The 25,018-nt window shown below is 44.1% G+C and carries 18 protein-coding genes; 6 read left to right on the top strand and 12 right to left on the bottom strand.

Annotated elements, in window-relative coordinates; genetic code table 11:
- Window position 1 precedes the first annotated feature (1 nt).
- The 12 genes from BFO_RS06190 to ychF form a co-directional block, all read right to left on the bottom strand.
- A complete protein-coding gene (locus BFO_RS06190; RefSeq protein ID WP_014224784.1) occupies window positions 2–2,320 on the bottom strand; it encodes an outer membrane beta-barrel family protein in 2,319 nt (772 codons plus the stop codon).
- Between the two features lie 39 nt (window positions 2,321–2,359).
- On the bottom strand, window positions 2,360–3,670 hold the full coding sequence (locus BFO_RS06185; protein ID WP_014224783.1) for a radical SAM/SPASM domain-containing protein: 1,311 nt from the start codon (window positions 3,668–3,670) through the stop codon (window positions 2,360–2,362).
- An 85-nt stretch (window positions 3,671–3,755) separates the two neighbouring features.
- The gene (locus BFO_RS15585) at window positions 3,756–3,902 is read right to left on the bottom strand and encodes a hypothetical protein (RefSeq protein WP_014224782.1); all 147 of its coding nucleotides are present in this window, start codon (window positions 3,900–3,902) and stop codon (window positions 3,756–3,758) included.
- A gap of 580 nt (window positions 3,903–4,482) precedes the next feature.
- Window positions 4,483–4,548, bottom strand: a complete 66-nt coding sequence (locus tag BFO_RS16640) for a hypothetical protein (RefSeq protein WP_394330003.1) — start codon at window positions 4,546–4,548, stop codon at window positions 4,483–4,485.
- Window positions 4,549–4,595: 47 nt separating this feature from the next.
- Complete coding sequence (locus BFO_RS06175; protein ID WP_080561784.1) at window positions 4,596–7,019, bottom strand: TonB-dependent receptor domain-containing protein; 2,424 nt, start codon at window positions 7,017–7,019, stop codon at window positions 4,596–4,598.
- Window positions 6,997–7,179, bottom strand: coding sequence for a hypothetical protein (locus tag BFO_RS16635; protein WP_041590725.1), 183 nt, complete (start codon window positions 7,177–7,179; stop codon window positions 6,997–6,999). Before BFO_RS16635 ends, BFO_RS06175 begins: the two co-directional genes overlap by 23 nt.
- Window positions 7,180–7,852: 673 nt before the next feature.
- Window positions 7,853–7,918, bottom strand: coding sequence for a hypothetical protein (locus BFO_RS16630; RefSeq protein ID WP_394330002.1), 66 nt, complete (start codon window positions 7,916–7,918; stop codon window positions 7,853–7,855).
- Between the two features lie 111 nt (window positions 7,919–8,029).
- Window positions 8,030–8,827, bottom strand: coding sequence for a C1 family peptidase (locus BFO_RS06165; RefSeq protein ID WP_041591166.1), 798 nt, complete (start codon window positions 8,825–8,827; stop codon window positions 8,030–8,032).
- 22 nt (window positions 8,828–8,849) lie between these two features.
- On the bottom strand, window positions 8,850–9,152 hold the full coding sequence (locus tag BFO_RS06160) for a protease inhibitor I42 family protein (protein WP_041590724.1): 303 nt from the start codon (window positions 9,150–9,152) through the stop codon (window positions 8,850–8,852).
- 137 nt (window positions 9,153–9,289) lie between these two features.
- The gene (locus BFO_RS06155; protein ID WP_014224776.1) at window positions 9,290–10,900 is read right to left on the bottom strand and encodes a DUF6345 domain-containing protein; all 1,611 of its coding nucleotides are present in this window, start codon (window positions 10,898–10,900) and stop codon (window positions 9,290–9,292) included.
- A gap of 451 nt (window positions 10,901–11,351) precedes the next feature.
- A complete protein-coding gene (locus BFO_RS06145) occupies window positions 11,352–12,092 on the bottom strand; it encodes a helix-hairpin-helix domain-containing protein (RefSeq protein WP_014224774.1) in 741 nt (246 codons plus the stop codon).
- A 50-nt stretch (window positions 12,093–12,142) separates the two neighbouring features.
- Complete coding sequence (gene ychF / locus BFO_RS06140; protein WP_014224773.1) at window positions 12,143–13,246, bottom strand: redox-regulated ATPase YchF; 1,104 nt, start codon at window positions 13,244–13,246, stop codon at window positions 12,143–12,145.
- Between the two features lie 323 nt (window positions 13,247–13,569).
- Between ychF and BFO_RS06135 the strand changes: the two genes are divergently transcribed.
- The 6 genes from BFO_RS06135 to BFO_RS06110 all read left to right on the top strand — a co-directional run bounded on the left by BFO_RS06135 (window position 13,570) and on the right by BFO_RS06110 (window position 25,002).
- Window positions 13,570–16,737 carry a SusC/RagA family TonB-linked outer membrane protein gene (locus tag BFO_RS06135; protein ID WP_014224771.1) on the top strand — a complete coding sequence of 1,056 codons (3,168 nt, stop codon included), beginning with the start codon at window positions 13,570–13,572 and terminating at the stop codon, window positions 16,735–16,737.
- A gap of 24 nt (window positions 16,738–16,761) precedes the next feature.
- On the top strand, window positions 16,762–18,315 hold the full coding sequence (locus tag BFO_RS06130; RefSeq protein ID WP_014224770.1) for a SusD/RagB family nutrient-binding outer membrane lipoprotein: 1,554 nt from the start codon (window positions 16,762–16,764) through the stop codon (window positions 18,313–18,315).
- Window positions 18,316–18,339: 24 nt separating this feature from the next.
- Window positions 18,340–19,029 (top strand): BT_2262 family domain-containing protein, encoded by a 690-nt coding sequence (locus tag BFO_RS06125; RefSeq protein ID WP_014224769.1) that lies wholly within the window; start codon window positions 18,340–18,342, stop codon window positions 19,027–19,029.
- A 6-nt stretch (window positions 19,030–19,035) separates the two neighbouring features.
- The gene (locus tag BFO_RS06120; protein WP_014224768.1) at window positions 19,036–19,728 is read left to right on the top strand and encodes a lipid-binding protein; all 693 of its coding nucleotides are present in this window, start codon (window positions 19,036–19,038) and stop codon (window positions 19,726–19,728) included.
- Between the two features lie 519 nt (window positions 19,729–20,247).
- Window positions 20,248–23,436, top strand: coding sequence for a SusC/RagA family TonB-linked outer membrane protein (locus BFO_RS06115; protein ID WP_014224766.1), 3,189 nt, complete (start codon window positions 20,248–20,250; stop codon window positions 23,434–23,436).
- Between the two features lie 39 nt (window positions 23,437–23,475).
- Window positions 23,476–25,002, top strand: a complete 1,527-nt coding sequence (locus tag BFO_RS06110; protein WP_041590723.1) for a RagB/SusD family nutrient uptake outer membrane protein — start codon at window positions 23,476–23,478, stop codon at window positions 25,000–25,002.
- Window positions 25,003–25,018: the final 16 nt, after the last annotated feature.

Here is a 25,018-nt window from a genome sequence, read left to right as displayed (position 1 = left end):
GTTATAACCTGTCTTTTTCTTCTTTTGCTGCCGACTTTCCACGATATTTGAGGCTCTGCTGATTGAAACGATAGATCAGACTAAGAGAAAAATTCCACTGAGAATAGTTCTCGTTTTGGTAGAATGTGTATTTATTGATCTTTGCATGTTCGTAGTAGTTTAATTTCCGTAAAAGATCGTTTGCAGACAGCTTTACATCAAGTCTGTCGTGCAGGAATGATTTTTGCACACTTACGTCTAATGACTGAAACGGATCGAACCGGAAGATTCGCTGACTGCCTCCGCTATTGTAATAATAATTGACAGATGCCGTATAACCTGCAGGTAGTTTGAAATAGTTCCCACATTGGATATAAAAGTTGAGATGGTTATAATGGATTGTTTCTCCAAGGTACACACTGCTGAGATATGGTTGGATCATACCTGCTGATAACGACGGATGCCAGAAGCCGAATGAATGTCGCATGGTTAAGTTGGCTTTCAGGTATTCGGCTTTTTTGAAATTTTGCCATGTGCTGACTATGACGGATGGATCAATGGAAGGGCTATCAACAAAGGTATCGGAAATAAAATCATTTGTTTGTGTATAACTTGTCCGAAAGGTTATCCATCGATAACCGAATATCCACTCTAATATATAAGACGTTTGAGGCTTTAGGTTCGGATTTCCTTTCTGATACAGAAAACGGTTCTGGTAATAGGTCCGGCCATTCAGATACGAGAGTGCCGGTCGAGCTGTTTTAGCCGAGAAAGACAGAGAATTACTTATTCCGTTCTTCGTATAAGACAGGGTCGCAGAAGGATAAAATTTACTGTCGGAATCGCTCAGATTGTTCGCGGCTTCATTTAAATCCGTGTGTTTTCTTTGTACATTTTCATAGCGTAGGCCTGCATGAACCGAAAGGGCGTCGTTCTTGAACGTATATTCCATAAACCCTGCATACTTACGTTCATGACTTGTGTAACGGGAATCATTCAGGGCACCTGACAGGATGTCGAGTGTTCCGCTACCGTCGATCGCACTGTATTCCACTCCGCCCGAAAGAGAGTGGTGCTCATTCAGGTTGCCGTTCAGAATAAATTCTGCTGCATAGATATCGTAATCGGAACGAATTCTGGAATCGGTGATATAGGTCTTCTGAGGCATTATTTCTCGAATAGATTGTTCCCGGTTATCACGATAACATACATAGTCCATGTTCAGTGATGACGACAGCCGGTCATTCCATTGAGCATTGTGGAACATGTTGAACTGTACATTGTCTGTTATATCTTTTGTGTCATTCGGGCTTTGGAAAGTGCCGCTTAAGATACGGTTCATTTCGACACTGTTTTGTTCGTGCGTATTAAACCGATTGTCTGTTCTTGAACCAGTGATCTGGAAGCCGGCAATTTGGTTAGGTCTTATTTCATAATCTGTATTGATGCTGTAATTATGTATCTTAGAAACTGGGAGCTGCGTCCTGTCTGTCGTGTATTTTCGGACGGTATCTGCGTGAATCTCTTTGATCAGGTATTGATATGCCTTATTCCGGTAATCATAGAAACTATAATAGGCTGATGCGTTCAGTTTCTCATTTTTGTATCCGATTCTGATATTTTCCCAATGGCTGAACTTTTCGCTTTGTGCCGCATACGCTCCTGCCAAAACTGACCAACCCGACTCTTTTCGGAGTGTATATATTTTAATGACAGCGTTTACATCGGCATCATATGTTGCACCGGGATTTGTAATCAATTCGATTTTCTGTATGTTTTGCACATTAAGCAATCCGATCTCATCCTTGTTTTTCACCTTTCGATTGTTGATGTAATAGACAGGCCGTCCGCTACCAAAGACTTCTATCGTTCCTTTGTTATTGATAAGGCCGGGCACTTTACTTAGGACATCATAGACCGAATGCTCCTTTGCCAGAAGTGTATTCGCAACGGTGGTCGTCAAAATTCCATTCCGGCTACTGATAGTAGGGTGTTCGGCTGTAATCGTTATCTCTTTGATTCCGAGGAATGTTTCGTGAAGAACGATCGGCTGCAACTCCGTACCGTAATCTTCCGATGCGATTTCCCGTCCGAAGTCCTGATATCCCACGAACGAAACTTGTAGCCATGCTTTTGATTCAGAATGCCTTGTTGCAAGTGTAAACCGCCCTTCCGTATCAGTAATCGTTCCCATTATCAAGGTCGTATCAGGCAACGCATACAGTGCGACATTCGCGAACTCGAGAGGTTTGTTCTGTGTATCGACCACCCGACCCGTGATCTGCTGCTCTTGTGTTTGTTGAATAAAGCACAAAAAGAATGATAGGAAGTATATTACCATAATCAATATATAAATGCAATAATCTTTTTTAAAATAGGGTTACTTAGAATGCTTTATTTCATATAGCATGTCTAGTAGGATGTCTAATTTTTTTGTATCAACAGGACAATTATCAAAGTTCTTACCTGATATTTTATGTTCTAATCTTTGTAGATTGCAACCGCCATCACAAATGGGCAGTAAGATGCATTTTAAACATTTTTTATCGTTAAACATGTCGGTACCTAATATATACTCTGAGATTAGTGTCATATTATATTCATTTGAAAAAATATTTCCAACTACTCGATCTTTTTTTCCTACATCAACCCAACATTTATAAATTTCTCCTTTGGTTCCTATAACGAATGAATTAATTTGAGTTGCAACACATCCTCCTATTTGAGGGGAAGGGAATAAATCAGTATTATTGAGGTTGTATTTTCTGTGAAGTTTTTGAAGATGAAAGGCTTGGTTTTTATTTTTGATACATTCAACTTTACATCCGCTATTGTGTTTATTAACGTATTTCATTTGAACTGAATAATTCTGATTTCCCCACCTTTTGGTCAACATCTCATATAGTAATGGAAAATCTTCCTCATTTTCAATATGAGTGTTCATTCTAATGATAACATGACATTTAGGTATTATTCTGAAAATATTTTCTACATTGTTCAAAATGATATCAAAAGTAGGTGTGCCATTCTTATGTATTCTACTTTTATTATGTTGTTCTCTTAATCCATCAATAGATATCTGGATTGTATTAAGGTTGTACCTCTTTAGCAGTAAGCATTTTGTCTTGTCTAGAAGATAACCATTGCTTACCATAGAATGGTTTTTAATCTTTATAGTATCTTCTGATTCTATTTTCTCTAAGATACGTTCTATATTTTTAAATGCAAGTAAAGGTTCACCGCCATGCCAACACAAATGTAGCCTATCTGATCCCTTGTTCTTTTTTATAAATTGAATGATCTGATCCTCTGTCTCTTCGTCCATAAATACAGAGGGGAGATTTGATTCATAACAATAAGGACATTGAAAGTTACACGCAAAAGTCGGTAATAAAACGATGCCTAATTCTTTTTCTTGAAAACTCTGATTATATTTTATGAGTTTTTTTTGTGTAATAAAACTCTCATCTTCAAATTTGCTGCTAAAAACTTTAGCTTTAATAAGTTTTCTCTTTATATCATCTTCTAATGCATCTATAGCTACTTCTTGTTGATGTGATTTTTTAATTACACTTAATTGTTTAAATAGAGACGGAGAGAGGGATATGAATGAGTTCGTTCTTGAATTATATAAAAAGCACTTTCCATATTGCTTGGATTTATATAGATAATTGTATTTTGACCAGATCATATTGACAAAAACCGTTAAAATAGAGAACGGGCTTGAAGTAAAAAAGGCCACAAGCCCGTCACTAATCTAATTATAACATGCTCTACTAATTCTCTTTAGTAGGAGGAATATTAACGATTCCATTACTATTACAATGAATTACAGGAGGAGCATCCGCAGATCCTCCAAAGATTGAGGCCATTTCTTCTTTTAAAACATCTTGACTTTCAATGATAAATTTTATCTCTTCCATGTCATTTACATTTTAATTTTCTTTTCTACTCTCTTCGCTTTTCGAAATCCGCGTCCATTGTTTGATGCAGTTTTCCGATATGAAGATATCGGTTGGAGATTGCTACACTGCCCTACTCGTTACTGTACTTCGCTTTCGGCAGACATAAGAAACTAGGTGAAATATCTTTTTTACAATTTCTGCAGTGCCTTTTCCGGCTTGTTGGTGATCATACATCGTGAAAAATCGTGTTTCCTCTGTGTTTGTCTCTCTTGCGAGAGCAAACTGTTCTCAGAGTTGTCAAAGTATATATGCCTTAGGCATTTGGTTCCTTCTAATCCGGCAGTTCCTTAAGCTGCCCTGTTTTCGTGTTCTTGTGTTCAAATAACGCACATCTGCTTGTGTCGAACAAGTCTCTGTATGCAAATGCAAGTGATCACTATCAACTTTTACCTTTTAGGGGGTAAAGAGTCCGCAGTGAGGGGGAGGTACCTATGTTCTTCCATGATTTCCTTTCGTTCGGTTTTTACACCAATCGAAGAGATCATATATCTCGGTTGCAAAATAACAGCATGTATCGGATTCATCCAAATTATTTATGTTAAAAAAAACGTAATAAATAATTTTCTTGTGTAATCATGGTCAGGCACGCCGGCCCGCAATCCATCGCATCGGGTTGTTTGACAAAGGGAAATTTCATGCAATATTTGATGACTATAGTCGACTATTAATACTTTCTGCGCCAGTTCGGCGTTGGCGAGAGCGCTTCACCTTATCCGACCCAAAACGATAGGTGAAGTCGAGGCGGATGGATCGATAGTCAGGAATGACCAAGCTCTCTGTGTCGATGTTCCCGTAACGGAGGGTGGATCGCGACTTATTCCAACGGAAGGGGTCGTTCAGTGTGATTGTTAAGGTGCTACGATTGTTCCAAAGCGACTTCTCGATAGCCAGATCCGTAGAGCCTCGCGTTTTGAAGCGCCGCGCGAGATACCACATAGGCGTGACGACGAAGCCGTTCCACTGCATTCTCCATCCGCGCCCCCAATCGAAGCGGTTGCTGAGGCGCGCGTTGGCATAAAAGAAGGTCTTGTGGAAGTCGTCGCCCATAAAACGTGACCGGTAGGACCGGCAGAAGCCATTGGCGTTGACGTTCATTGACCAACGCGAATAGATGCGAAAGGGCAAGTTCAGCGAAAGGGAATAGAAGTCCGAGCGCCCGAAGTTTCTGTAGACATATGATTGTTCACGCGTGGCATCATTCTGCGACGGCTCCTGGACGATCATACCGTCCGTGTGGGTATAGGAGAGTGAAAGGTTATAGTTGCGAAAACGATAATTCAGTTGCAGGTTGTGGCTGTAACTCGGATCCAGGCTCGGGTTTCCTTCTTGGTAGGCATTCGGTGACGTGTAGAAGCGAAAGGGGTTCAGGCTACTGAAAGAAGGCCGATCCACTTTCCGAGCGTAGGAAAGAGAGAGCGATTGCCCGCGGCCGAAGGTGTATTGCACCGATGCAGAGGGAAAGAGGTTCCAGCGGCGGCGCGTGAAGCCCGTGTCTCCCACGGCCTGATAACCGTCCTGAAACGTGTGCTCGCCACGCAGCCCGACCGAGAGGCTGAATCGTTCGCCCCACTCGCGGCTGAGGTTGATGTAAAGTGCCGCGATTTGCTCTTTATAAATGAAATGGTTCGACTGGGCGGTGTTTTCGATCCACGTGTCGGAGGCGTCGAGCGTGAAACCCGTCAAATCGTTGTCGCGCTTGATATGGCTTAGCTGAGCACCTGTCTCTAAACGTATGTCGGCAGGGAGGCGCCTCTCGTAGTCTGTCTTAAGCATCCATACGTCCGTCTTTTGTTTGACGCCATGGCTCCTGCCATTATGCGGGCGGAGTTCTCTGCCGGCAGCATCTATGTAATTGAGCTTCATCTGCTGCTCCTGCCGGTGGTCGGCGTAAGAATAGACGGCGTCTGTGGTCAGGCTCGCATCCTTACTCCATGTCCAGACATGATTCATATCCAACGAAAAAAAGTTGGATGTAATATCCATCGTAAGTGGGGAGATGATACTTGAATCGACCTGCGTACTGCCGAGGCGTCGAATATCTGTTGTGGAGCGATTGGTGTTGCCGCCATCGTAGCGTTGAGCTTTCGCCAGGAAGCCGATCGTGTGGCGGTTTGAGGGGAACCAATCGATGCCTATCGAGCCGTCGTGTGACATTCCGCTGGGGCGATAGATACCGTGTTCGGTGTATTCGAGGGGAACGGCGAGGGTACGATACCGATTCACGTCGTGGAATTGCTGCTCGTATCGTCCATTGTCCAGTCCATAGTTGCCGTAGACATTCCATTTACCTATGCGATAGTTGGCGCTAAGAGAGGGCGTGAAGACGAGACCGGTGGTCTTGAGGTAAGAGTTCAGGGCGGCCGTTCCGTTGTAACCCGCAGACTCGTCACGTCGCAAGCGGATATCTATGATGGCACCCGAGTGGGCGGCCTCGTAGCGCGCCGGCGGGTTAGTGATCAGCTCCACGCGCTCGATGCGTTCCGCCTGCAACATTTTGAGGATTCTGTCCACACTCGTTCCTGTCAAATCGGCAGGTTTGCCATTGATGTAGACGATAGCGGGCTTGCCCACTACAGACAGCCCGACGCCCGACTCGGCGACGACGCCCGGCAATTCGCGGAGTACGTCTGCCGCACTCTTTCCGGCGGTCAGCATGTAAGCTTCCGGGCGAACAATCATGCGATCGGCTTTCTGCAACACGGGTGGCGTAGCCGCCGTCACCGTCACTTCACCAAGGCCGATGCCCGTCTCCGCCAGGACGATCGTGCCCGCGTCCGTGTCGGCACCACACACGTTGACCGGTTGGCGGACGGTCTGATAGCCGATCAAACGCACCTCAAGCGTATAGTGCCCGTCGCGGACGGCATCAAATTGAAATATGCCTTTGCCGTTCGTTATACCACCTTTGAGTAGTGCAGAATCAGCCGTGTAAAGCACAACGGTGGCAAACTCCAACGGCGTTTTTGCTTTTTCTTTTATTACATAACCACTCAACGAATGCTGTGAATGGATACAAAATGAAACAGAAAGCAATAATGCACTGACGAGCATATCATACCTTATTCTTTTCCGCATACTTTATCGTAGTTAGATAATACTGTATGATAAACATCTCGACATCGATTTCATTGTCCTTTTGAAAGCAGAAAGTCTTACTTTTTCCTTCCTTATAATCTCGGTAGTTTTGATAACAAGGGCCTGTGCATATCGGCAATAATTTGCATGATAAGCACATTTCGTTATCAAAATTACTTTGTGCAAACATCATTTCATTTATTCCTGCATTCCATATGATATCTCCAGTAATTGAATATCTTTGATCTTATTCATGAGAGAATCATTTTTCTTATTTTTCTACTCTCTTCGCTTTTCGAAATCCGCGTCCATTGTTTGATGCAGTTTCCCGGCATGACGATGCCGGTTGGAGGTTGCTACACTGCCCTACTCGTTACTGTACTTCGCTTTCGGCAGACATAAGAAACTAGGTGAAATATCTTTTTTACAATTTCTGCAGCGCCTTTTCCGGCTTGTTGGGATTATACATCGTGAAAATCGTGTTTCTTCTGTGTTTGTCTCTCTTGCGAGAGCAAACTGTTCTCAGAGTTGTCAAAGTATATATGCCTTAGGCATTTGGTTCCTTCTAATCCGGCAGTTCCTTAAGCTGCCCTGTTTTCGTGTTCTTGTATTCAAATAACGCACATCTGCTTGTGTCGAACAAGTTTCTGTATGCAAATGCAAGTGATCACTATCAACTTTTACCTTTTAGGGGGTAAAGAGTCTGCAGTGAGGGGGGGGGTACCTATGTTCTTCCATGATTTCCTTTCGTTCGGTTTTTACACCAGTCGAAGAGATCATATATCTCGGTTACAAAACAACAGCATGTATCGGATTTGTCCAAATTATTTGTACTAAAAAAACATAATACAATATTCATTTTGTGCAATCATGGTCAGGCACGCCGGCCCGCAGTCCATCGCATCGGGTTGTTTGACAAAGGGAAATGGCATGTTTCTATACGAGTGACTCTTATTTAAGCTTCCATGATACCATATTTTTTGTTGTTGAAAAACATACGTTCTTCTCTGTTATTCAACATCTCTGATGGTCCAGAAGTCGGCGCAATTTTTCGTTTTGCGGATGTAGTCGTAGGGCATCCAGAAATGACCTTTGTCACCCCATTCCTTTCCCCATGAGTTGCGCACGAGGAGCATCTCCTTTTCTTCATCGTAACCTACTGCCATCACCGCATGGCCGCCAAGCTGCTGCTCGTCCGGTTGCGGCATGGGCATGATACCGGTATTGCGCACTTCTTCCGTCATGAAGCTGGCATATACGGAGAAGCCGAACACAAACGGAAAGCCGTCGGCAAGGCAGGCGCGTATGTCGTGCATGACGGGAGAGATGCGCCAATAAGATAAGATCTGATGGTCGAGTGCCGAATCGTAGCATTTCTTGGGAGGCTTCTTTGTAAACTTTGCACCCGGTTTTGTATTTGCGCTGTATCGCCACTCTTTTTCGGGACATACGCCTTGTTTGTTCAACGACTTGACACCGTCTCGCAGGTAGGCGCCACTGTCGGAATAAACCGTATTCATCATCATGCGCTCGTTGTAGTACAGGAAGAGTCTTGAGAGCCTGCAGGTTTTTTGCCCTTTGATTTTTTTCCCGAACTCGACAGCCGCCAACAGGGCGTTGGCCGTGCAACTCCCCAAGGCCCCCTGGTTAAACACCGGCGGGCAATTTTTTCGGAGATCGACGTTCGACGGCAAGGCCCTTGCGCTTCTCAGTTTAAGCGGAGCCTCGTACACATAGTCCCTTGCATCCGGGATATCGGGAATCCATCCCCACTTGGGCATCTCGAACGCCGTTCCTTTTTTTTGCATTTTGTTTTCAGTCATGTCTTTGTTATTTTACGGTGATCTTGATTCTACAGCTATTCAATGGTTGGGTTTCTCTTTCCCAGGCTCTTTTTTCCTCGAGAAGAACAACGGACCTCCCTTTTGCAAGGGCTTTGATTTCCACTTCAACGGGAAAACCTTTGCCGACAGGGTTTAGCGTTATGTCTTGATCCGGCTTACGTGACTTGAGTCGTACTTCGGTAATTTCTTCGTTATTCGAAACCGGCGTCCAGGAGTACCCACCTCCTGCGTGGCTCTCCAACTCGAACACGTATGTATCGCTGACCTTTAATATGATTTCTTTTTTCATGATGATCGATGCATTTGGGTATGGAAAGAAGAAAAAGGAGGATGAGACAGGAATTCATCCCCCTTTTACGGTTAGAAGAATTTTTGCAACTGCAAAATCATCCTATAGCCTTTCAAATAAACGATCCGGAATGTGCATTACAAATCTACTCTCAATTGGTAGCGCTTTACAAAATCGCCCACTTTGATTTCGATATCACGCTGCTGGACCGGTTGGGCATAGTTGGAAGAGAAGTCATACCCGATTTTATCGGAGAGTGTTTCGACCATTACCTTTGGGGCATCTGTTATCTTCATCAACTTGCTGTTGTTTGTCGTTCCGTTTATCAAGCGATTGATCTTTCTTTCGAATCGTTCTTCGACAGAAAGCTCCTTCATTTTGACCTCCCTCTTTTTAGCAAGGCTCTGCATATCAATACTCTTTTGGGTATCTACAATTGGTTTGACGGAGCTGGTTAGACGTGTGATCTTTCCGTCGTTGTCAACAGCGACTGCAACGAAACCGGAATCTGCATTCACACTTTCCATTTTGTCATTGACTTGGCGGAACTGAATAATAGTCTCTACCACCGTTGGCTTGCCCTGCTCGCCAGTTTTCGTATTGGCACCACACAGGAACGAGTTATACGTAGTTGCCGGTGTCAATTTGACATCCTTGGCAATTCCCAAATCTTCAATCAATTCTCTGGCAATCTTGGTTGCTTGGATTTCGCTGATCCGGTTGTCATTCAGATAATTAGCCTGAGCCATTTGTAATTGCAGCGTCCCTGAAGAATCCACACTTACCAAAATGTCTTTTGTTCCGATACAACGTAAACCATCTTGTCCGATAGCAATCGATTTTGCCGTTCTTTTGTTGATGCCGACTTTATTTGCAATTGCTGACATCAAATCATCGTCAATTATGTACGGTTTCAAGAGCAACACATCCATATTTTGAGGGGCCTTCGCTCTTGCTGTCTTAAGGCCTTTATGGTTTTGGGCCTCTCTCCACTTCCACCAATACCAGTTGCTGCTCACCGCCCCGGAATAAAACATTCTTTCCGAAAACAGCCTTTTTTGAACCTCCTCTTTAGTATTGCCACATGCACAAACGACGGGCGTTTGATTCCGGAATAGCGACCAACTGGCTTCAATAAAAGCATCAGAAAAACTCTTTCCTTTTTTCCATTGTTTCCAAAATTCACTGCCATAGCGGCCACTGTCATAAGATACCGTTTCATAACCAAAGATCATCCTCAACCCTCCTTTATTGGCAAGTCGCCAGGTACGATCAGGAGAATGTCCATCGTGGACTCTTAAACTGAGACAAGTTGACCAAAACAGATATCTCAACTTCTCATTGGCAAAAGCCATCTTAGATGATAGCGCCAAAGATCGGTCATCCCATACAGCTCCCATTGGAGCCATATAGGTTCCGTCCTCTAACATGTTTCCGTGCCCCGAATGATAAAAGACCTTCACCGCATCCATTCCGTACAAATCTTGCCAATTATCGAAAGCCTCTTCATACATCCAAACACTTACACCACCATCTTTTCTCCAAAAGTTCGCGGGAGTGAAAGAAGTGGGATAGCCCAAGAAGCCTTCAGCATCTTCATGTGTTAAACTTAAATCGCTAATGCCCGGAAGGAAGTCTTCAATACTGCAAGCGCCGTAGATACCGGATTTTCCTCCAAGATTAACTCTTAACAATTCCTTTTCGGACCCCACAAGAGGATTCTCGATTTTTAATTTTTTGTAACTCATGGCGTTTAAGTTTTTTAGTGAGTAAATAATTGAATTAAGCGTATTTTCTGTTCATGTACTATTACTAAAATAAAAGACTCTTTATTTGTTCTTCATCCTATGACATGTATCATTCATTTCTTTCCCTCATATCGAACTTCCACTCAACATGATGATTATGCATATACAAAATCTGTTACAAAGATAAGTGTAAAATCTTATTTTGCAAACTTTCACAAAGGTTTTTCTGATTATTTTTTTTACTATTTTTTGCATATTATTGATTTTCAAAATAATAAAAACACACTTAAAAATATTCGGAATCAGAAACTGTTTTGAATAATTTTGAAGGGAGGAAAAAAGATCGGGAAAATACGGTGAACATCAGGATATCCCTCCCGCTCCTTGTCGGTTGTAAGCGGTACATATCAATATAAGACAAGCGCCGATGCTTCAAATGAAGGTCTCGGATTTATTTTTCGAACGACAGATATGGTTCAAGGCGATGCCGGTCTGCGTCGGTAAACTCTTCTAAAAGCATCAGATCGTGCCATCCGGTAAGGCCGCCTTGCTGTCTGCGCAAACGTACCATCAACTTTGCCTGACGATAATCGATATAAGGATGACGACGCAGCGAATCTTCCGGCAGACGATTCACGTTCAGCCTTCGGATCCGTGTCGGATCGACCGTAAACCATGGTGCCAATGCCGTGTACTTCTCTTCATCGATCCCGTATACTTCCGCCAATTGAGATACATCGGCATACCCACCCAATAAGTTACGGTATTTGACGATGCGTTTGGAAAAGGTGGAGCCGATGCCCGGTATTTTCCGAAGATCGGTCGTATCGGCAGTATTCAGTTCGAGGGTAGAGCCTTGAGGGAGTTTTTGAGTTCGAGGGTATCGCGGACGCGGATCGGTCAATCGTTTGATACGCTCGCCGGTGGTCTCATGTGTTCGCGAAGCGGCAGGGCGCGGTCTGCCGGCCGGCTGCCTTGGCGGCTGTACGGTTGGATAGTCAGCCGGACCCTCCGACGTATTTGCCGGCGACATCTGACGAACGGAGGTCGTATCTCCATGTGTCGGCTGTTCCTGATCCGATGAAGGGCTTTTCAGCAGCATGAGGATACCCGCCAGAGCAATCAGACAGAGCAGGACGATTAACCCTCGCCGTTCACCTCGTGAGAAATAAAAGAAATCACGCCAGTCCAATGTGCTCCCCCTCCTTCAATCGTTTTTACAATGTTTCTCTTGCGGGGAAGCTACACGTTGAAACGGTAGTGCATAATGTCTCCGTCCTGCACGATGTATTCCTTTCCTTCCACGTGCATCTTGCCGGCTTCTTTCACGGCTGCTTCCGAGCCATAATGGATATAATCGTCGTACTTGATGACCTCGGCGCGTATAAAGCCTTTTTCAAAATCGGTATGGATTACCCCCGCACATTGGGGCGCCTTACTTCCTTTGCGATACGTCCATGCACGTACCTCTTCGGGTCCGGCGGTCAGAAACGTTTCCAGATCAAGTAACTTGTATGCTGCTCTGATCAGACGATTTACGCCGGACTCTTCAAGGCCGGCCTCAGCCAGAAACATCTGTCGCTCTTCGTACGTATCGAGTTCCGCAATCTCACTCTCGACCTTGGCTGCTACGACAAGAATGCCTGCTCCTTCTTCTTTTACCGCCTCACGTATCCGTTCTACATAGGCATTGCCATTCACGGCACTTGCTTCATCAACATTGCAGACGTAGAGTACGGGCTTGTCGGTGAGCAGGAACAGCTCGCGAGACACTTTTTGTTCATCTTTCGTATCGAACGAAACCGTGCGGGCATTCCGGCCCTGCTCAAGCGCTTCCTTGTATCTGACCAGCACCTCGCAGGTGAGCTTGGCCTGCTTATCTCCCCCCGTTTGGGCTTGTTTCTGTACTTTCGAGATACGGCTGTCGACCGTTTCCAGATCGCGGATCTGAAGCTCGGTGTCGATAATTTCCTTGTCGCGTACCGGGTCCACACTCCCGTCTACATGCACGACATTGGGATCGTCGAAGCAGCGTAATACATGGAGGATGGCGTCTGTCTCGCGGATATTCGCCAGAAACTTATTGCCTAATCCTTCTCCTTTGCTGGCGCCTTTCACGAGGCCGGCAATGTCGACAATCTCGACCGTCGTCGGGACAATCCGTGCCGGATGTACCAACTCGGCCAGTTTGTTGAGTCGCTCATCGGGGACGGTGATCACCCCCACATTGGGCTCGATGGTACAGAACGGAAAATTAGCCGCCTGCGCTTTCGCATTCGATAAACAGTTAAATAACGTCGACTTCCCCACATTCGGTAGTCCCACAATGCCGCATTGTAATGCCATATTGATACGATTTTATTTTATGATGAAAGTACAAAGATAATGCAAAGCCGTATGTAGTGCAAATTTTTTATAATTGACGCAATCGGAAAGCCTTATTTGGAATAAAAAGTTTTTTTTATCAGAAAATATTTGCGAATAACAAATTTTCGCTATTTTTGCAGTCGATGCTTATTAAGAGAAAGCATCCAATGGTGTATGAAAATTTATTTGAAAGTACGAATAGAGGCCATGAAAATAAAAAAATGATTTGTCCGGATGCAGTGGAATCGGATGTATGAATTGAGAGGAATGAATGTATGTTGTTTTTTTAAAATTAGAAGAGTATGAAAAGAAAACTAAAACTGTTTTTAGCCCTGTTCTTTATCGGAGCAGGTGCAGTAATGGCGCAGGCACAGGTGCGAGGCACGGTGACGGACGAGAACGGAGAACCGGTTATCGGAGCTTCGGTAGTGGTAAAAGGCACGACGGTCGGTACTGTGACGGATATGGACGGGAAGTTTGCTTTGCCCGAGGTGCCGAGTTCGGCAAAAACATTGATGATCTCGTATATCGGAATGGTTACCCAGGAAGTGGCGATTGCTCCCAACCTTCAAGTTGTTTTGAAAGGTGATACGAGAGCATTGGAGGAAGTAGTGGTTACAGCCATGGGGGTTACTCGTGAAAAGAAAGCATTGGGGTATGCGGCCACTTCTATCAAAGGGGATGAAATTGCGAATGCTAAAGCCGTGAATCCCATGAATGCCCTGCAAGGGAAAGTGGCAGGAGTTGACATCTCTACGGCGCCTGGTCCTGGAGCCACCCAAAATGTGATTATCCGCGGAGCTTCTTCTTTTGGGAATAATCAACCTCTCTATATTGTAGATGGAATACCGATTACGAATGCACAGAATCGTTCGGGAAACAATTTGAACTCCCAGGTAGACTTTGGATCGGGTATTAACGCCTTAAACCCGGATGATATTGCAGATATGACCGTACTTAAAGGTGCGGCAGCAACAGCCTTGTATGGTTCGCGAGCGGCTAATGGAGTGATCATGATTACAACCAAATCGGGAAAGAATACCGAGGGTAAAGTGCAAATCGTTTATGACGGCGGTTATACGATCTCTCGTGTAGGACGCCTACCGGAAGAACAATCTCAGTTTGGCCAGGGATGGAGCGGAAACAGAGCCCTTGACGAAAACGGAAACTGGGGGGCTCCATACGACGGAAAAGAAAGGGTCTGGGGACGAATCATTGAGAACGAACAACAAGTAAAACCATATGTGTTCCTTAAAAATAGGGTAAGAGACTTTTATGATCTGGGACAGAATTATAAGAATTCGCTCTCTCTATCCGGGGGCACGGCTAAAACAAACTATTTCTTATCACTTTCACAAAACAGTTCGGATGGTGTCGTTCCGACGGATCATGATTCATACAAACGTTACACCATTGCAGCCAGAGGCTCTCATCAAGCCAAAAATCTGACCGTGAGTTCATCGGTAAATTTCAGCACGGAAAAGACGAAAGCTGTGCCTTCTGGACAAGGTACTTCACTGCATCGTTCTTTATATGAAATCGCAAGCGACATTTCGATTGTTGATTTCAAAGATTACAAAAGTAAATTCAATAATCTGGACAACTATTTTACGCCCTATGGTTTGAATCCGTATTATGTGCTAAATGAAGATGGTGCTACACAAAATAAACATAAAGTGTTCGGTAAATTTCAGTTAGACTATGAAGTTATCAAAGGATTGAATTTTACGTATCGTTTCGGCGGAGATTTGGAAGTTTCTACATCGGAGTCTCATACGGCTCCTGTGAAATTTACACCGGGCGCGCCCAACGACGGCTCCAGTACGGCTAATGCAGGTAGATATGAAGAATGGAGGCGGGAGCGTGTTCAGATAAATCATGATGCAATGGCCACGTATAAAACAAAATGGGAATCGGGACTGTCTTTGAATGCGATTGCAGGGTTGAATGTCAATGAGCGTAAATACAATTGGCTTTCGGGAGCAATCAACTCTATCGATGTCCCTGGGTTTTATAATTTGAGGAATAGCCGTTCTCCATCTGTTTCCAATCAAAGAAAAGAACAACGCAGGTTGGTTGGTTTATATCTGAATGCCGATCTGGGATATAAAGATTTTGCCTATCTGACGTTGACTGCAAGAAATGACTGGTCTTCAACTCTTCCTCAGAATAATAATTCTTATTTTTATCCGGGAGCTACGTTCAGCTTCTTAATTACCGATTTCTTGCAGTCGAGAGATATCAAGACACGTTTTGTTAATTTTGCCAAATTTCGTGTGGCTTATGGTATGACTGGTAATGATGCAGATATCTATTATGTGTATGATCGCTATGTAGCAGCAACGATTCAGAATCCGGGCTATCCGAAAGTAGATGATCTTTCTTTTCCCCTAAATGGAGTGAATTCTTACTCCGTATCCAATCAGTTAGGGAATCCGGAGTTGAAACCGGAGTTAACGAAAGAATTTGAGATCGGACTGGAAGCCCGTTTTTTTGAAAATCGCTTGGGGTTTGATTTTTCGTATTACGACAGATATACGGAAGGATTGATCGATGTTATACCCAAAGATCCATCCAGTGGATACACCTCACAAATCAGTAATTTGGGGGATGTACGCAACCGGGGATTCGAATTGACCGTAAACGTAACACCTGTTAAGATAAAAGACTTTTCATGGGATATCTCATGGAATTACTCCACGAATAAAAATAAAGTAGAGAATTTGGATGTAGATGAAGTTTTCTTGGGAGGCTTCGGAGGAGCAGGTATTTACGCAGTAAAAGGGGAGCCTTTAGGTCAATTCAAATTAACGGGAGTAAAGAAAGCCACGATTGATGGTAAAGAATACACGATTGTGGACGGTAAAGGAAATCCGCAACCTACTGCAACGACTGAATATTTTGGAAAGGATATCAATGAAAAATATCGTATGGGACTTACCAATACCTTTACATGGAAAGGCCTATCTTTATTTGCTACATTTGACTATCGTAACGGAGGATATATCTATTCCAATACGAAAAAATATATGCATTGGACAGGTAGCGCTCCTGAAACCGTATTGAATGACCGGAAGCCGTTTATGGTTCCTAATTCGGTGATTGATAATGGTGACGGTACCTATCGTGAGAATACGATTCCTGTAGATCCTACAGCATTGCATACTTTCTACTCTGATCGTGGAGGATTAATGGGACAGCAAAGTGCTGTAATCAGCCGTTCATATCTCAAGTTAAGAGATGCCGGTATTGCCTATCGAATTCCTGTGGGGTTCTGTTCTAAATTGCATCTGGCCTCCGCTCGAATATCGTTTAACGTAAGTAACATCTTGTTGTGGACTCCTCGTGAAAATCCATATATAGATCCGGAAACAACTACTTTTGGGAACGACGTAAGTGCAAAATTTGGAGAATTTAATGCTAATCCGAGTAACCAATTGTATACATTTGGTTTAACTTTGGCTTTCTAAGTGTAATATTTAAAAAAGAACATTATGAATAAAATAATTGTATTAATATCGGCTGTGTTTATGCTGCTTTTCACATCCGGATGCCAAGACTGGCTTGATGTGAATCATGACCCCAATGTATTGGAAGAAATTCCAGATGCAAAAGTATTATTACCCGCAGCAGAAGTCGGATTGGGAAACAATCTGATGGGATGGGATATGGGATTTGCCGGTGCATTCTGGTCGGAATATTGGACCCAGGCATATTCGGCTTCCCAATTTAAATTTCTATGTGAATACAATGAAACTTCTTTTGGTACCGCATATCAAAGTTTAACGGCTGGTGTACAGGAAGACTTGAATAAGATTAAAAAGATTGCCTCCAACGCAAATGACCACGGGAGTTATTTTATTGCCGAAGTACTATCAATTTTTACGTGGCAGGTGATGACCGATGTTTGGGGAAATATTCCTTATTCGGAAGCTTTAAAAGGGGATGAAGGCAATAGTACGCCAAAGTTTGACAAAAGTGAAGATATCTACGTTGATTTGCTCAAAAGGGTAGATGAATTGTTAAAGGTGGATTTAAGTAAAGCCAATGTTGATACGGAATATGATTTTATCTATGCCGGGGATATGGCTAAATGGAAAAAATTCGCCAATTCCGTCAAATTGAAATTAATGTTGAGACTTTCCGAGACGTCAGGGTATGATAATGCAAAAGTATTGGCTTTTGTGAAAGCGAATGATTTCTTAACCGCAAGTGCTAAAATATCGGGTAAAGTATGGTCCGATGGACAGGAAGGTAAACGCCACCCAATGAGAGAGTTTCAAGAAGGAGGAGCGGGTTATTTGACAACGAATGTGATTGCATGCAAAAACTTCATCGATTACCTGCAAGTGAATAATGACCCTCGAATTGCTACTTTATTCACAATGGCAGATAAGAATGCCGGAACATACCGAGGAGCATTTTTCGGCGATTTCGATTCCAAAGAAGCTTCTGACGGGAGCAAGAAAGACAAAGATGTCACATACAGTAAAGCTCTGTTCAAAGAAGATATGGACTTGATGATTATGTCAAGTTGGGAAGTTCATTTCTACATTGCAGAAGTATATGCTCGTGCAGGAGATTACGGTAACGCAAAGCAGTATTATGAAAATGGAGTCAAAGCATCTTTGGAACAACATGGGGTCACGGATATGACTATCTTGAATAAATATGCTGCATGGAAAGCGACAGACAAAGAAAGTGCGATTAAGCAGATTGGTATGCAGAAATGGGTTGCCAACGCTAATTATCAACATATTGAATCGTTTTTGGAACGTAATCGCATTAAATATCCGGCTTTATACATGTTGGATATTGTCTTAAACAGGAAACAAGCCTTTAACGATCCATTACTCATCGGTAATATAACGATTGCTGTCAATGGGCGGGCAAAGTTGAATGCTTCACTCCCAGCATCTCCAATTTATCCGGATGCCGTGATTAATCGTAATCCTAACAGTCCGGCCCAAAAGGCAAATCTTGGAGAAAAGGTCTGGTGGAATGTGAAGCCGGAAATCGTTGTGAAAGAATTAGATGATCAGAACTAATGAACCATATTAAAAAATTTCGATATGAAAAAAATAAATTATATAAGCATGTTCTTCTGTTCGTTGTTTCTTTTGATGGCATGTGAAAAAGAAACCGAAAACACATCGAGCATTTTGCATTTTGAACTTAAAGGCGATGCGAGGATGTTGGTATCTTTGGGAACTTCTTATGAAGAACCGGGGTATTTAGTGACATATAGGAATGAAGATGTGTCTAAAAGTGTTCAAGTTATAGGAAGTGTAGATGTGAAAACAGTAGGTATATATCATTTGGATTATATCTATACGAACGCTGATGGGGTGAAAACGACCCGTTCCAGAGAAATAATCGTTGCTGATCCAAGTGTAAAAACGGATATATCCGGGAAATACACTGGTATTGAAGGAACACAACGGTTAAGCAATGGAAAAGTTATTCCGTATCCGGGATTCACGGTAACGATTAAAAAGATTGCTCCGGGCTTCTTTCAGATATCCGATTTTCTTGGAGGGTATTATGCTCAAAGGGCCGGATATGGTAATTCGTATGCATGTAGTGGTTACATACAACTGAAAAATGACAATTCATTAACATTGCTTTCAAATAGTCTCCCTGGCTGGGGAGATTCCTTGTCTGCATTGAATGATGCGGTCTGTGAACCGGAAAAGGGAAATGTGTCATGGAAAGCAGAATATGCCGGAATGATATTTACTGTTATACTAAAAAAACAATAAAAAATTATGAGAAAGTTTTATATATTATCGGTTGTGTTGTGTGTGAGCACGTCGTTCTTCATTTCTTGTCAACAGGATATAGAGATATGGGATAGTGCAACGATCGATTATTCGGGACGTTATGTGATTAAAATAATCAACGAGAAGCAAGAGGTTATTCATCATTATGATGGCAAGGAAGTACGCATTTACAATACTTCAAAGAATATTGAAAATGAATTATGGATTGATGATGTGGGAAAGCTCCTCCCTCTGAAAAGCAAATTTATGTTGTCTGGCACGCCGGCATCCTTTGCTTCGTCTAATCAGGATTTTAATCAATTGACGGATAATCTGCATACAATTGTCGCTCCTCCTTTTGACAAGAGTGAAAATAAAGTCCCTGCTCCCACGAAGGAAGGAGAAACGATCTCTTTAGACCGTCCGTACCTGAGGGCTACGGTAATCGAAGGCAAGATTATTCCTAAGGTCGTAAAGACAAAAGGAGGGAATACAGCAGACAGCCTCTATCTAAAGGTAAAACTCTTTAGCGGAAAAGCAACATTTAAAGGAGTACAAAAGGCAAAAACAGAATGGAAAGATCCCAATGTTGCAGAGTATGAATGGGTATTCGAGAATGTATCATATGATGCAAGTAAAGATGAGACCTATGTGATTAGCGGACATAGTTATACCGGGTTTGCCGAAGATCAATATTAGGGTAGGTTCAGTATGATAAGATTGATTTGATGTGTGCATTGAAACCGCTTTTTTAAAAAGCTCAGGTGTTCAATGCCTCTCCCAATAAAATCTTATAGTTCTTTGAGGGTGTGCCAAAACATTGCATTTTGGCACACCCTCTTTATATTTATATGTAAGAAAAGAAGAGAATGGGGAACTTGCAAAATTTGTCCACCGCCCGATTGGATCGAAAATATGTTATATAACATATGCGGCTATTGCTTATTGTAAAAAGAAACAAATAGTTTTGCGGGCTCTAAAAAAACAGCTTGAGAAGAATAGTGAATCGTACGGAATAAGAGACGATGCCGATAATACATGGAAATAGAGGATTTTGCATATCCTACGAGGGCTTAACCAAGCCTTCGCCCCAATCATTAACAGGCTGTGAGAAACCTTTTTATACACCCGATACCCAATCCACTTGTCATATTATTTGAATTGAATAACAACTTATTTTTGAACAACAACGTAGTATTTATTAAAAACAAGGTAAGAATGAAACGCAAACATTTAATCTGTAAATGGCAAGGAATATTGTTTGCCCTGCTGTGGGCAGTATCGTTGGGGACGTTTGCTCAGACCATTACCGTACGCGGTACGGTGGTGGACGATACGGGCTTGACCGTTATCGGAGCATCCGTTGTGGTAGAGAACAACCGCACGATCGGTACGATTACCGATATCGACGGGAAGTATGTGCTGGAAAATGTGCCATCCGAAGGCACACTGATATTCAGCTATATGGGGATGCAGACCCAAACGGTGGCGGTGGCCGGACGGGCAACGATCGACGTGACGATGAAGACGGATGACAAGGTACTGGAGGAGGTTGTCGTGGTAGGATACGGCACAATGAAAAAAAGCGACCTGACCGGAGCCATCTCCAATGTGAAGGCAGACGATCTAACACTGACGGGAAATGCCTCGGTCATGCATGCGATCTCAGGAAAAATCTCTGGTCTGTATACCAAGCAGAACAGTGCACAACCGGGAGGCGGCATCGACATCCTGATCAGAGGGGCCGGTTCGATAAACGCAAGCAATCGGCCGCTCTATATTGTGGACGGGTTCCCTATTTCCGAGGTGGAGGATATGACGGGGAAAGACCCGAAGATGAATCCCGGCACGCAAGGAGTGTTGAACTTCCTGAACCCAAACGATATCGAATCGATCGAAGTGCTGAAAGATGCCAGTGCGACGTCTATCTATGGAGCAAGGGCGGCTAACGGAGTGATACTGATTACCACGAAAAGAGGAAAAGCAGGACGGACAACCGTGTCTTATTCCACGAATTTCTCCGTACAGAAATACACGGATAAATACGATCTGCTGCCCCTGAACGAATGGATGACACTCTATAACGAAGCCGGTTATGAAGAATGGCTATGGAAGAACAAAGTCACTCCCTGGGGGCCCAACAGCCTCAGCGAAGCCCAGAAAAATCCGGTCGACGGGAAGTTATACGCCCCGACCTATACGAACGAGCAGATCGCCGCTGCAGGCAGGGGAACCGACTGGTTGGGACTGATCACCCGCGACGGGCGGATACAGGAACATAATATCAATGTGAGCGGAGGAACCGAAAATACCGTCTACAACGTTTCTCTCAACTATTACGACCATATCGGAATTATCAAAAATACAGGATTGAAAAGGTATACCGTCAAGTCGAACATCGATCAGAAGATCAATTCGTATATCAAAATGGGATTGAACCTGACCATGAGCCGGCTCAACAACGATAATACCCAACTGGGGAACGGGAAATCCGAGAACTCCGGAATCATACGTTCGGCCATTATGATGGGACCGCATATCAAGGCCTATGACGAGGAAACGGGAACTTATCCTCTCAATCCGCAGGTCGGGAATCAGGCGAATCCCTATTCCCTGCTGAACAATATCGATAAAACCAATACCGACAGACTGCTCGGAAATCTGTTCGTGGAAATAACCCCTGTCGAAGGCCTGATGATCAGGTTGAACACAGGCTTGGATCGAGTGGCTATGTCGAGAGATACTTACCAGCCTAAGACGACCCTGAACGGAAGCAAACTGCGCGGTGTGGCCGCCGGCTACTCGCAGGATAACAATCAATATCTGATCGAAGCTACGGCGAACTATACGAAAGTGTTCAACGACATACACAACCTGAATCTGCTTGCGGGAACATCTTACGAAGAGTTTGCAAGGAAAGGGCGTAATCTCGGGAATAACGACTTTATCACCGATGCTTTTATTTATAACAATATGGGAGCGGGAGCCGGTACGAAGACCGTCGGATCCAGCTATTCCAACACCAAGATGCAATCTTATTTCTTCCGGGCGAATTACGTGCTGAAGAACCGTTATCTGTTTAACGCGACTCTGCGTGCCGACGGAGCAAGCGTATTCCCCGAAAACAATAAGTGGGGATACTTCCCTTCGTTTGCAGCAGGATGGACCATCAGCAGGGAAGATTTTATGAAGAGTTTGACATGGTTGGAAAACCTTAAGCTGCGTGCCAGCTGGGGACAAACCGGTAATGCCGATATAGGAATCTATGCGTTTCCGAGCTATGGAGCTAAAATGGCATATATAACCGGCAAACACACACAGGAAACCGGAGTGTTCCTGAAACGATTGGGAAACCCCGATTTGAAGTGGGAGACGACGACCGAATTCAATGTCGGCCTCGACTTCGGACTTTTCAACGGCCGGATAAGAGGCTCTTTCGAATATTACGACAAAGTGATCTCCGACCTGCTCAACTACAAATACCTGAACCTCTATCACAGCTTGGATAAGATCATGGCGAATGTAGGGAAAACGCAAAGTACCGGCTTCGAGTTCAACATCAGTACCCGGAATATTGAGACCAAAGACTTTTCGTGGAGCACCGACTTCACTTTCACCCGATTCAAAGACCGATGGAAAGAACGTACTCCCGACTGGAAGCCAAATGTCTATGAAAGAGAAGACGACCCTATACGCCCGATTTTTTCGAGAGTGGCCGACCATATCATGCAGGCGGGCGAAACGACTCCTGCAGCTCAGCCCAAACTTCTGCCAGGACAGATCGTCATTAAAGATATAAACGGATATAAAAGGGATAAAGACAATAAGTTGATGGTCGATGAGAGAGGATACTTCATACGGACGGGAGAACCCGACGGAATGATTGATGACGCCGATACGCGGTTACTCGGCACCTCCGACCCGGGATGGCTCGCAGGTATGACCCATACATTCCGGTATAAAGATTTCGATTTGAGTTGCCAGCTAAACGGGATGTTCGACCGGAAAATGATGAATCCAAGCTATACCGAGTTCGGGATAGGAGCCAACTCGATCTATTATGGCGGATATAATGCCTTGAGAACAGTAAAAGAGCGATGGACATTCAATAATCCGTCGACTACGCATCCTTCGTCTTATGTCACGAACGGACATAACTATACGTACGGGGACTTCTTCTACGAAGATGCCTGGTTTATCCGGGTACAGAACGTCACGTTGGGATACACGCTGTCTCCGCGCACACTTGCGAAAATAAAGTGTATCTCGAACTTGAGAATCCATACGGATATCAACAACTTGTGCGTATTTACCCCTTATTCCGGATTGGACCCCGAAACGGATTCTTTTCCGGCTGCTTATCCCAATGCCCGTACATTCAGTGTCGGGATTGATGTACAATTCTGATAAAAAATAACAAAGTGAATTATGAAAGCAATATATTCTATGAGAAATACGATTTTTATACTGGCAGTACTCCCGTTCTTTCTTTTGCTTAACGGATGTGCCGATCTGCAACCGGCCGATTATTCGGATATACCATTTACGGATTTTCCGAAGAACGAAGAAGATATAAAATCTCTTGTCCTGTCATGTTACTATCCGTTGCGCCCGAACTGGTTCAACGGCATCCATGCCAGAAACGAACGCGGGGTAATGGTGATCAATGACGCCACAACGGAGGTTCTCGGAAATGACCAGCTGTGGTTTACGAAGCGATTCATCGAGATGGACTATCATCCCGAGACGACAGACGTCACATGGTTCTACTACGGCAACGGCACGTACGACGACGGCGGCTTTGCCAATAAAATCAGTCGCTGTACGTTGGTGATGGATCAGATCGAGAACAGCTCCTTGAGAGAAGAACTGAAAGAGAAATACATGGCTGAAGTGCGTTGTGCAAGGGCTTTTCTCTCGTATATTCTGTACGATATGTACGGTCCGCTCGTGGTGGCGCCGCTTGAGGTGTTGAAAAAACCGCTCCGGGAAGAACCGCTTCCGCGCCTGTCGAGAGAAGAGATGGTGAAATTTATCGAGGACGATCTGTTCTATGCGGCGGAAAAACTTCCCATGCCGGATAAAACCGAATACGGCAAATTCAGCCGCGGACTCGCACGGATGTTGCTCATTCGTCTATATCTGCACGAAGCGGCAGCGGATAACGCGTATTATGCAAAAGTGGAAACCTTATGCCGGGAGCTGATGAAACCGGAGTACGGCTATCAGTTGCAGAGCGATTATGTGAAAATGTTCGAATCGGGAGGACAGGGGCTCACCAATAAGGAAATTATCTGGGCGATACCGGTCACGGCCGACAGTCCTGCTGGCGAAGGGAATGACTGGCACATGTTCGTCTTGCCTACCGATTTCAACCAGGAAGGGATGAAAGGCGGCTACGGCGTAGCGTTAAGTACCTGGTGGTTCTATGACCGGTTCGAAGAAAAAGATGTTCGCAAAACGTACCTTCTGAAAGAATATACAAACAACAAAGGGACCTTAATCACCAGAACATCCGAGAAGCCTTTGTTGGGGCCTATCCCGATGAAGTTCGGGTATGATCCGGGAGTTGCGGGAGCCGGTAAGAGTACGATCGATATTATCATCTATCGCTATGCCGATGTATACCTGTCGCTTGCCGAAGCAATCGCCATGAAAGAAGGCCATGCGACGCAGGAAGCGGTAGATCTGATGAATACTATCAGAACCCGAGCAAAACTCCCGGCTAAGCAGCTTTCCGATTTTGCGACCCTGGAATCGTTCATCGACCAAATCCTGACGGAACGCAGTCATGAATTCTGGTGCGAGAACGGCCAGTACCGTGCCGATCTGATCCGACACAATAAATTGATGAAGAGAGCAAAAGAACTTACCAATACGGCCTATGCCGGGAAGGAAAAAGAGTTGTTTCCTCTGCCCAAAATAGTTATTGTCGACGGAAAAGGAAAGGTGCAGCAAAATTCCGGATATTAGAGGGAAACGGGAAGGT

It is taken from the genome of Tannerella forsythia 92A2 (assembly GCF_000238215.1).
Lineage (GTDB): Bacteria > Bacteroidota > Bacteroidia > Bacteroidales > Tannerellaceae > Tannerella > Tannerella forsythia.
This window is presented reverse-complemented; position numbering and strand designations above follow the sequence as displayed.